Source organism: Actinoalloteichus spitiensis RMV-1378 (assembly GCF_000239155.1).
GTDB lineage: Bacteria > Actinomycetota > Actinomycetes > Mycobacteriales > Pseudonocardiaceae > Actinoalloteichus_B > Actinoalloteichus_B spitiensis.
This window is the reverse complement of sequence record NZ_AGVX02000305.1, coordinates 1-9,690: the sequence shown is the minus strand read 5'-3', so window position 1 is coordinate 9,690 and position 9,690 is coordinate 1. Positions and strand designations below refer to the sequence as shown.

9 protein-coding genes and 1 riboswitch are annotated in these 9,690 nt (G+C 72.9%); all 9 genes read right to left on the bottom strand.

The genetic code is table 11. The annotated features are described in order from the left end of the window. Nucleotides 1-36: 36 nt before the first annotated feature. Complete coding sequence (locus tag ACTIDRAF_RS0214035) at nucleotides 37-876, bottom strand: alpha/beta fold hydrolase (protein ID WP_016699368.1); 840 nt, start codon at nucleotides 874-876, stop codon at nucleotides 37-39. Between the two features lie 117 nt (nucleotides 877-993). Further along, the gene (locus ACTIDRAF_RS0214030) at nucleotides 994-2,733 is read right to left on the bottom strand and encodes a class I adenylate-forming enzyme family protein (RefSeq protein WP_016699367.1); all 1,740 of its coding nucleotides are present in this window, start codon (nucleotides 2,731-2,733) and stop codon (nucleotides 994-996) included. Nucleotides 2,734-2,842: 109 nt separating this feature from the next. Continuing rightward, nucleotides 2,843-3,820, bottom strand: coding sequence for a zinc-binding dehydrogenase (locus tag ACTIDRAF_RS0214025; RefSeq protein ID WP_016699366.1), 978 nt, complete (start codon nucleotides 3,818-3,820; stop codon nucleotides 2,843-2,845). 79 nt (nucleotides 3,821-3,899) lie between these two features. Beyond that, nucleotides 3,900-4,748 carry an ABC transporter ATP-binding protein gene (locus ACTIDRAF_RS0214020; RefSeq protein ID WP_016699365.1) on the bottom strand — a complete coding sequence of 283 codons (849 nt, stop codon included), beginning with the start codon at nucleotides 4,746-4,748 and terminating at the stop codon, nucleotides 3,900-3,902. A 27-nt stretch (nucleotides 4,749-4,775) separates the two neighbouring features. Then, complete coding sequence (locus ACTIDRAF_RS0214015) at nucleotides 4,776-5,555, bottom strand: ABC transporter permease (RefSeq protein WP_016699364.1); 780 nt, start codon at nucleotides 5,553-5,555, stop codon at nucleotides 4,776-4,778. After that, entirely contained in the window at nucleotides 5,552-6,394 is an 843-nt protein-coding gene (locus ACTIDRAF_RS0214010) for an ABC transporter permease (protein ID WP_016699363.1), read from the bottom strand. The genes ACTIDRAF_RS0214015 and ACTIDRAF_RS0214010 overlap by 4 nt, the downstream gene beginning before the upstream one ends. Beyond that, a complete protein-coding gene (locus tag ACTIDRAF_RS28860) occupies nucleotides 6,391-7,407 on the bottom strand; it encodes an ABC transporter substrate-binding protein (RefSeq protein WP_016699362.1) in 1,017 nt (338 codons plus the stop codon). The genes ACTIDRAF_RS0214010 and ACTIDRAF_RS28860 overlap by 4 nt, the downstream gene beginning before the upstream one ends. A 65-nt stretch (nucleotides 7,408-7,472) precedes the next feature. Further along, nucleotides 7,473-8,345, bottom strand: coding sequence for a VOC family protein (locus tag ACTIDRAF_RS31980; protein WP_016699361.1), 873 nt, complete (start codon nucleotides 8,343-8,345; stop codon nucleotides 7,473-7,475). 240 nt (nucleotides 8,346-8,585) lie between these two features. Then, nucleotides 8,586-8,697, bottom strand: a riboswitch (SAM riboswitch). A 120-nt stretch (nucleotides 8,698-8,817) separates the two neighbouring features. Continuing rightward, nucleotides 8,818-9,282, bottom strand: a complete 465-nt coding sequence (locus ACTIDRAF_RS0213990; protein ID WP_016699359.1) for a PaaI family thioesterase — start codon at nucleotides 9,280-9,282, stop codon at nucleotides 8,818-8,820. Nucleotides 9,283-9,690 lie beyond the last annotated feature (408 nt).

Below are 9,690 nucleotides of genomic sequence, written 5' to 3'. Positions count from 1 at the left end.
CCCGCAGGCCGGATGCCCCACGTCCGGCGGCGGCCGTCACGCCCGCAGGAAGTCGAGCAACGCGGCGTTCACCTCGGCCGCGTGCGTCCACAGCAGGCCGTGCGGGGCGCCCTCCACCTCGACGTAGCGCGCCCGGGGCAGCAGCGAGTGGAAGGGGCGCGCGGTGGCGTCGATGGGCAGCACCCGGTCCGCCGTCCCGTGCAGGATCAGCGCCGGCACGTCGACGCTGGGGATGTCCGAGCGGAAGTCCGTCACCCAGGTGTCGATGGCCTCGACCGAGGAGTAGGGCGAAGCCTGGGTCGCCGTGACCCAGTTGGCCCGCAACACCTCGTCGCTGACCCGATGACCCCGGTTCTCGTCGACGTTGTAGAAGTTCTGGTAGAACTCGGCGAAGTGCGCGTAGCGGTCCCGGACGGCGCCCTCCCGGATGCCGTCGAAGACGGACTGGTCCACCCCGTCCGGGTTCTCCGGCGTCCTGAGCAGGAACGGCGGCAGCCCCGAGAGGAACGCGGCGCGGGCCACGCGCTCGGACCCGTAGCTGCCCAGGTACCTGGCCACCTCACCGCTGCCCATCGAGAAGCCCACCAGGGTCACCTCGCGGAGGCCGAGGACGTGCAGCAAGCCGTTCAGGTCGGCCGCGAAGGTGTCGTAGTCGCACCCCGAGGTCGGCTTGCTCGACCTGCCGAAGCCCCGCCGGTCGTAGGCGATGACCCGGTGCCCGGCAGCCAGCAGCGGAGGGACCTGCTTCTCCCAGGACTGGCTGTCCAACGGGTACCCGTGGATGAGCACCACCGGCTTCCCGTCCTCCGGACCGTGGTCCTCGTAGTAGAGGTCGACGGTGGTGCTGTTCTCCTCGGCGACGGTCACGAAGGTCATGGCGACTGCCCTCCCGGCACGCGTGCTCGGTCCAGCCACCCGGGTACCCCGCCCGGCGACCGGCACTCCCGCGACCCGGGGTGACATCCCCGGCCCGTCCCCGGGGCTGTCGGCCGGTCACGCGGTGGGTGGCGCGTACCGTTCCTCGGCCATCCGCACCAGCGCCGCCCGGTCCACCTTGCCGGTGGCCCCCAGCGGCAGCGCGTCCAGGAACCAGACCCGGCGGGGATGGGCGTAGGGCGCGCCGCGTTCCAGGGTGTGCCGGCGGATCTCCTCCTCCGTGATGCCCTCCGCGCGCACGAACGCCACCGGGACCTGGCCCTTCACCGGATGCGGGACGGGCACCACCGCGACCTGGGTGACCTCGGGCAGCGCGAGCACCAGCCGCTCCACCTCGGTGGGGTACACGTTCTCGCCCCCCACCTGCATCATCTCGTCCCGGCGCCCCACCACGTAGTGGTAGCCGTCCACGTCCCGCCAGGCGAGGTCACCGGTCCGCAACCACCCGTCCGGGGTGATGCGGCTGGCGGTCACCTCCGGCAGCCGGTGGTAGCCGAGGGCCACGCCCGGGCTGCGGACCCAGATCTCCCCGACCTCACCCGTGCGCACCATGAAGTCCGTGCCGGCGTCGGTGCCGGCCCCGTCCCTGCCCGGCACCCCCACCAACCGCACCTCGGCTCCCGGCACGGGAATCCCCGCGCTGCCGGTGCGGATCGCGTCCCTCGGCGTCGCCAGCACCTGCGGGCCGCCCTCGGTCAGACCGTAGGCCTCGACGACGGGCACCCCGAGCCCCGCGGTGATCCGGCGGCTGAACTCCTCGCTCAACGGTGCCGACCCGCAGACCACGAACCGGAGTGAGCTCAGGTCCCGGCCGAGGTGGGAGCCGCTGGCCAGCAGCATCTCGTAGGTGGCGGGAACACCGGTGGTGTAGGTGCAGCGGTGCCGTTCCACCTCGGCGGGGATGCTGCGGGGGTCGGGGTCGGTGTTGACCACCATCGTCGCCCCCGACAGCAGCGCCGGCTTGACCACGCAGATCATCGCGTTCTTGTGGTACAGCGGGGCGGTGATGAGGCCCTTCTGGTCTGGGCCCAACCGCCAGAAGTCCCGGTTCGCCCTGGCGTTCCACAGCTGACCGCCGTGGGTGAGCAGGCACCCCTTCGGGCGGCCCGTCGAACCGGAGGTGTAGGGCTGCATGCACACCTCGTCCGGGCTCACCGCGACCGGGTTCACCCCGTCGTCCAGCTCGTCCATCGTCAGGGTCGTCACCGACTCGTCCGCGCCGAGGTAACCGGCGGCGACCAGGCCGTCGCCGTCCCCGACGCCGACCCCGAGGTCGGGTGGCGCCGGCGGATCGGCCAGCTCCCGGACCGACCAGCCGTCGGTGCCGTGCGAGCCGACGAGCAGGGGCCGGCCGGTGGCGCCGCCAGCACCGCCCTCCGCCACGATCTCCGCCGCCCGGTCCACCAGGGTGTCCTGCGCCACCACCACCAGCGGTTCCGCGTCCGTCACGACGTGCGCCAGCGCCGGCACACCGGCCCGAGTGTTCAGCGGGACCGCCACCGCGCCGAGCCTGATCGCGGCGAACAGCGTCTCCAGGTAGCGGTGGTCGTTGTGGAACAGCAGTGCCACCCTGCTGGCCCTGGTGACGCCGAGCCGGGCCAGCAGGTCCTGGGTGCGCCGCACCCGCCGGTCGAACTCGCGGTAGGTGAAGCACGCCTCGCCCTGTTCGACCGCCACCGCGTCGGGCGCGGACAGCACGGCGTCGGACATCAGGCGCCAGCCGAGGTTGTGCTCGACGCTGGCCGGTCGCCCGCCGAGCGCGGCCCGGGGGTCACCGGTGTCCCGTGTGCCCTTCATCTCGTGGTCGGCGCGCCCACCGCCGGGCGGCGCGCCGCACCTCCCTCCCCAGGAGTGGTGACAGACCGAGGGGTCGGACCCGGTGGGCCAGGACGTCTCCGCTGCCCGGTCACGGGGTGACGATGACCTTTCCGAAGACGAGACGCTCCTCCAGCAGCCGCTCCGCCTCGGAGACCTGGTCCAGCGGCAGGACCGAGTCGATGACCGGGTTCAACGTGCCGGTGGCGACGGAGTCCAGCAGGCCCTGGAGGTCGGCCCTGCTCCACGCGTTGCTGCCCAGGATGTCCAGTTCGCGGACCCAGACGTAGGGCTGGAACTGGCTGACCTCGTACCCGCTGGTCGCCCCGCAGGTCACCACCCGGCCGCCGGGACGGGTGGCGCGGATGGAGCCGGCCCAGGTGTCCGCTCCCGTGTAGTCGACCATCACGTCGACCCCGCGCTTGCCGGTCTCCCGCCAGATGCGCGCGCTGAAGTCCTCCTCGCGGGAGTTGACCACCACGTCCGCTCCGAGCTCGGTGAGCCGGTCCAGCTTCTCCCGCGAGCTGGCGCAGGCGATCACCCGGGCGCCGATCGCCTTGGCGATCAGCACCACCCCGGTGCCCACCCCGCCGGCGGCACCCAGCACGGCGACGGTCTCGCCCGGCTGGAGCTTCGCCCTGGTGACGATCATCCGCTGGGCGGTGCCGTAGGCGATCGGCAGCGCGGCCGCCTGCTCGAAGCTCACCTCGTCGGGCAGCGGCAGGAGGTTCGCCGCCGGGACCACCGCGTACTCGGCGAGTCCGCCGGGCAGGTCCTCGCCCAACGCCTTGCCGTGCACGAGCGGGTCGACCAGCACTCGGGTGCCCTCGGCCGGACCGGTGGTGTCCGGGCCGTAACCGGCGACCTCGCCGGCGATGTCCCCACCCGAGATGTGCGGCAACGGCAGCTGCCCGCCCGCCGTGCCGTTGCGGACGAAGACGTCCAGGTGGTTCAGGCCGCAGGCGCGGACGCGGATCAGCGCCTCACCCGGGCCGGGCTCCGGGGCCGGGTGCTCCCGCACGACCCGGCACTCCGGGCCACCCCGGTCCACGATCAAAGCCGCCTTCATCCGACGTTCTCCGTTCCTCGTCGTGCGATATTCAACAGGTCTGGTGCGGGTCCGCCACGCGGCGGGCCCGCCCCTCATCTCAGGAGGCGGAGCCGACCCGCTCCGCGTCCTCCCCGGCGGATCCCGGCGCGGGCGCCGCTGTCGACGCCACTCCCGGGGGGCTACCCGCCTCGTCCCGGCGGATGCGCCGGTACACGTGCGTCCGCAGCTCCCCGAACTCGGCGAGCCGCTTGGTGGCGACCTGGTCGCGTGGCGAGGGCAGGTCGACCTCGACCAGCTCCCGCACCGAGGTGGGGGAGGGGCCCAGCACCGCGATCCGGTCGCTCAGGTACACCGACTCGTCGATGTCGTGCGTGACGAACACGATGGTGATGTCGTGCGCCTCCCGGATCCGGAGCACGAGGTCCTCCAGGTCCGCCCTGGTCTGGGCGTCGACCGAGGCGAACGGCTCGTCCATCACCAGGATCCTCGGCCGGTAGGCCAGCGCGCGGGCGATCGCCACCCGCTGCTGCATGCCGCCCGACAGCTGCCAGGGGTAGTGGTCGGCGAAGCCGGCCAACCCCACCTCGGCCAGGGCCTCGTCGGCGCGCCGTTCCCGTTCGGGCCGAGGGACCCGCCGGGCGCGCAGCGGCAACATGATGTTCTTCCGGACCGTGGACCACGGCATCAGCGACCGGCCGTACTCCTGGAAGACGAGGGCCATGTCCGCCGGCGGTCCCGTCACCGGCCGGCCGTCCAGCAGGACTTCGCCCGAGGTGGGGCGCAGCAGTCCCGTCATGCACTTCAGCAACGTGGTCTTCCCGCAGCCGGAGGGACCCACCACGGTGAGGAACTCACCCGGTCGGACGGTGAGGCTGACCTCGCCGATGGCCGGTGTCACCCCGGCACCAGAGCCGTAGGTCTTGCTCACCGAACGCAGTTCGAGCACGAGAAACTCCCTTCCTCCGCCGTGGCCTCAGCGGGCCGAGGCGGTGTCGGCACGGGCGCCGGCGTGCCACCGCAGCAGCCGCCGCTCGACCAGGGTGAACACCAGGTTGACCAGGTAGCCCAGCACGCCGAGCAGGATGATGCCCGTCCACATGTCGAGGATGCGGAAGCCGCGCTGGGCGTCGAGCACGAAGAAGCCGATGCCGCTGGTGCTCGCCACCATCTCGCTGGTGACCATCAGGATCAGGGCCAGCGACAGGCTGGTCCTGGCACCGGCCATGATCTGCGGGGCCGCCGAGGGCAGGACCACCGACAGCAGCCTCCTGGCCCCGCTGACCTGGTACATCCGGGCGGTGTCCGCCAACGTGTGGTCCAGGCCGCGCACCCCGTCGATGGTGTTGAGCAACACCGGCCACAGGCACACCAACGCGATGATCGCGACCTTCATCAGATCGCCGATGCCGAAGACCAGCAGCGCGAACGGCAACAGGGCGGTCGCCGGGATCGCTCGCAGGAACTCCACGATCGGCTCCGTGGCGCGCCGCCACGACGCGGACAGCCCCAGCAGCAGGCCCAGGCCCACCCCGGCGACGACCGCGATGCCGAACCCGGCGCCCAGCCGCCACAGGCTGGGCAGGGCGTCGGTGACGAACCGGTCGAACAGCCACACCTCGACGAAGCGGTCCATGATGGCCCGCAGCGAGGGGAAGTAGTAGGACTCGGTGCCCAGCGAGCCGAACCACCACGCGGCCAGCACCGCCACCGTCGTCACCACCGGCAGCGTCACCCGCAACCACCGGCCGGTCATGCGGCGGCCTCCCGGTGGGAGGGGTGCCAGTGCAGCACCCGGCGTTCCACCGCGCGCAGCGCCGCGTTCAGGCCCCAGCCGAGCAGGCCGGTGGCGATGATGAGCGCGTACATGCGGTCGGGGGCACCGGCGGAGCGGGCGAGGTTGATCGCGCCGCCCAAGCCGGGGACGCCGATGACGAGCTCCGCGGTGACGGCCAGGATCAGCGCCGTCGCCGACGCGATCCGCAGGCCCGTCGCCAGGTAGGGCACCGCCGCCGGAAGCACGATCCACCGCAGCACACCGAACCGGCCCAGCCGGAACGCCCGCCCGGTGTCCCTGGCCACCGGGTCGGTGTCGCGGACCCCGTAGATCACCGGGATGAGCAGCTGCCAGAAGGCGGCGAAGGCCGCGAGGAACACCTTGCTGGCCGCACCGGTGCCGATGGCGAGCACGACGAGCGGGATCAGGGCCACCGACGGGATCGGCCGGAGGAACTCCACGATCGGCCGCACCGCCGTGTACAGCAGGGGAACCGTTCCCAGCGCCAACCCGACCGGCACCGCCAACAGCACGGCGATGCCCAGTCCGGCACCCCAGCCCTGGAGCGTCTGGCCGACCGACACCCAGAACGACGGGTCGACGACCTGTCCGGCGAGGGCGACGAACATCTCGCTGGCCGGTGGGAAGTACCGCGTGGGCAGCACTCCGAGCCGCGAGACGAGCTCGGCGAGCAGGAGCACGCCGAGCACCGTCACCGCGGGCAGCGCCGCGCCGGGCAGCCGGGGTCGTCCCGACCGCCCGTCGCGGGTGCCGGGGCCCGCGTGCTCGGGGCGGGTGGTGGTCGTGGGTGGTGTCATCGGCCCGTTTCCGAGGTGTTGGCGCCGGGAGCCACCAGGTCGTCGGCGTTGGGCTGCTCACTGATCAGCCCGTACCGTTCGGTCAGCTCCAGGTAGGTGCGCAGCGAGTCCACGTCCATGCCCGGCTGGAACACCGGGAGCAGCATGTCCTGGGCCTGTTCGGCCGGGATGCCGAGGCTTTCGGTCAGGACCCGCCTCGTCTCGTCCGGGTTGTCGGTGGCGAACTCCTTGGCCCGGTCCATCGCCCGGGAGAACCGCTCGATGACCTCGGTGTTCTCGGCGGCGTACTGGCGGTTGGTCACCAGGTAGCCCAGTTGGGCGTCGGGCGTGGCCTCCACGAAGTTGGACAGCACCGGGCGGGCACCGTCCTCCTGGGCCAGGCTCAGGTGCGGTTCCAGCTGCCAGATGGCGTCGACCTCGCCGGCGAACAGTGCCGCGTTCATGTCCGGGTAGGGCATCTCGACGAAGTCGAGGCCGGAGACGTCCACGCCCCGGTTCTCCAACGCCGCCTTGATCGTCACCTCGCCGATGTTGTTCAGCCCGTTGACCGCGATCGTCGTCCCCGCCAGGTCCTCGGCGGACTGGACGGGGCTGTCGCCGGCCACCAGGATGCGGGAGATGTCCTGGTCCGGGTCGCTCTGCGTTCCGGTCGTGTTGGTGACGGCCTGGAGGGGGAGTCCCTCCCCGGCCGCGATCGCCAGCGACACCGTGTTGGAGTGACCGAACTGGTAGTCGCCCCGGACGACACCGGGGATGATCGCCCCGCCGCTGTCGGCCAGGGTGATGGTGACGTCCAGGTCCTCCTCGTCGAAGAAACCCTGTTCCTCGGCGAGGTAGAGGGAGGCGGCGTCCGGCGTGGGGATGGTGGCCACGGACAGGGAGGTCGGCCCGTCCCCGTCCCCGGCCGTGCTCCCGCCACCGCAGGCCGCCGCGAGCAGGGCCGTCGCGAGAACGCCGGCGAGACCCAGTCGGGCGCGGCCCGGGCGGGAGTGGCGCTGTGGTCGCATCGTCATCTGGAACCTCTCGAAGGGCGTCACGCCGGAGGGGCGTGGTGGGTGGTCGGGTGCCCGGGCCGGGGTCAGCGGTCCCGGGACGGCGCCGGCTGGCGGATCGTCAACCGGGTGTGCTCGCCGAAGAGGGCCGGTGGGAGGGTGAGCAGGACGGCGGGGGAGGCCGGGTCGGCTTCGACGGCCCGCCACGCCGCACCGGCCGAGGCCAGCGCCCGCCGAGTCCTGCCGAGGTCGGTGCTGGTCAGCTCGACCGAGGCGAGTCCAACGCTCCGGTGCGCCGAGGCGTCCTCGACGGTGTGGGCCGGTGCCCCCGTCAACCGGGGCAGCGAGTCGGCGTACCAGCGGGCCGGGGCCGAGTCCGGTCCCGGCATGCCGACGGTCAGCTCGCCGACGCCGTGCACCGCGTTGGGGTGCTCGGGTGGTTCGCCGCTGGTGGGTGAGGCTCCGTCCCACCGGATGAGGAACGGGTAGGGGCCGTCCATCCCGACACGCTCGGGGAAGAACAGCTCCCAGGACACCCGCTCACCGCCCGGGGTGGTGCGGCTCATCGACAGCCGGTGCGGCTCGGCGCGCTCCGGGGCGGCCAGCGACCCACCGTCCACGGGGGTGTCGGGGGGCAGCCGCAGCGCGTACCCGACCCAGCCGCCGCCGTCGCGGGACAACGCGCGGACCGTGCTCCGACCCAGGTCGCTCGCGGAGGCCTCCTCCGGATCGGTGACGGAGATCAGCTCCAGGTACTGCCCGTCGAGCACGACCAGGGCGTTCTCGGTGCCGTGCCCCGGGTGCCGGCCGCCGGGCCGGGCGTCGAAGCCCAGCGACCGGAGGTACTCGGTGGCCGAGGGCAGGTCGGCGACCGCGAGCACGAGGTGGTCGAGCACCACGGGCCCGGGCAGCGGGGAGGGCAGTCGAAGAGCGAACGGGGTGGCGGTGTCACCGGACATGGTGGGGCTCCAGGGTGGCCGTCGGGGTCAGCTGGGTGCACCATCGCCTCCCGGTGCCGCGACGGCCCGGGAGGCGCCACCGACGGGGTCCGTCGGTGGCGGCTCTACCTCAGGGAGCTGCAGACGAAACCGAAGTCCACGTAGATGCGGCCGTAGAGGAGGTCCCCGACCGCCGCGGCGGCGATCGCCCGCGGGTCCGAGTGCTTCATCCGTTCCTCCACTGGCCGGGCGTGTCCGCCCTGTCCGCACTTGTCACGACTGCTGGAGTGACCTGGTCGCTCACCCGGGGCACCCCACCGCGGTGGAGGGTTGCCGGCCAGCGAGCCGGGGCTTGGCGCTGGCACTCATGACCACCAGCGACACTAACCACGAAGTGCTTGATCCAACAACTTTCTATGACGCCGCTCACGGCGTACCCGCGGGTCCCGCCGTCGTGTGCGGCTGCCGCGCCGTCCTCCTGGTCCGACCACCGTCAGGAGGTGGCGGAGGCCGTGTGGTAGAGGCCCCGGCCACTGGCGACCAGCCGTCGCTGGCCGTCGAGCACCCGGGCCTCGGCCACGGCCAACGTCCTACCGAAGCGGACCACCTCGCCGACGGCGGTCAGGTCCTCGCCCCGGGCCGCCGCCCGGTGGTAGTCCACCCGCATGTCCACCGTGGGAACGCCCCGACCGAGGCGGGAGACCAGTGCCCAGTCGGCGGTGAGGTCGACGATCGTGGCCAGGATGCCGCCGTGGGTGTACCCGGCGTCCGGGTCCGCGACCCACTCGGGCCGCCAGGTGAAGGCCAACTCGATCCTGTCCTCGCCCACCTCGAGCACCCGGAGCCCCAGCCACTCGTGGAACGGGCCCTGGCGGAGGCGGCGTTCCACCTCGGCGGGGTCCGTGGTCGGGCCGGTGCGCGTCGGGTGTTCTGGAGCCGTGTCGGCACGGTCGGTCATGCGGTTCCTTCCAGGCTGGGCCAACGGCCCCGGCAGCGGGGCCTCGGGGTTCGGCTCCACCCCAGCGGACGGAACGAGGCGGCGCCGGGGGGCTGTGAGCGACGCCTCCCCGTGGCGCCACCGCCGTGATCACGGACGGTCGCCGTCCCGTGGGAGGCGGGCGGGACGCCCACCCCCTCGTGGTTCCGCCGGGCGGTGCCCCGGGACAACGCCCCCAACGGCCCACCGCATTCCCGTTACCTTCTTCGCGGCTCCTGACCAGGAGCCGTGTTCGCCAGGTCCGGCATGGGCACGCCCCGGCCGCGCGCGGTCCGGGGGCGGTGCCACCGGGCCTGGTGGTACCGGGGGACCGCTGATAGGGGCCCGACCCACCCGTACCGGCCCGGGCCCGGGACCGGGCACCTACCG